The organism is Flavobacterium sp. UMI-01 (assembly GCF_019656315.1).
In the GTDB taxonomy this organism is placed as follows: domain Bacteria; phylum Bacteroidota; class Bacteroidia; order Flavobacteriales; family Flavobacteriaceae; genus Flavobacterium.
Map to the genome: position 1 here is coordinate 1 of NZ_BPLU01000032.1, position 462 is coordinate 462.

General features: G+C 37.7%; 1 pseudogene. It reads right to left on the reverse strand.

Annotation, left to right across the window (positions count from 1 at the left end):
- Positions 1–451, reverse strand: a pseudogene (locus K5R64_RS10175) (hypothetical protein); the annotation flags it as partial.
- Between the last annotated feature and the right edge of the window lie 11 nt (positions 452–462).

Here is a 462-nt window from a genome sequence, read left to right on the forward strand (position 1 = left end):
CATCGTTATTCTTATCCTCATATTTACCATCTTTTGTGATTGAAATACTTGGCATTTGTTTCAATTCGGTCATCGTACAATCCAAACAAGTTGGCTCTTTTGGACAAGTTGCACAAGGTGTTGGGTCTGTCGAAGTTCCTGTAACTGGTGGTCCTTGTGGAGGTGTTCCTGTTGCTGTAGCTAAGTTGTACACAATTCCTTTGTTAATATCCTCCTGAGTAACGGTATGAACAGCTGTAAAAGTTGTACTGTCAACCGCACCAACAGCTAAACTAGCAATTGGTCCTCCTGATACCGTAGCATTGTTATCCGTTACAGTAACATTTGTTAATGGTACATTTCCTGTATTGCGAACTACAAAATTGTAAACAATTACATCTCCTACATTCGTAATTCCATCGTTATTCTTATCCTCATATTTACCATCTTTTGTGATTGAAATACTTGGCATTTGTTTCAATT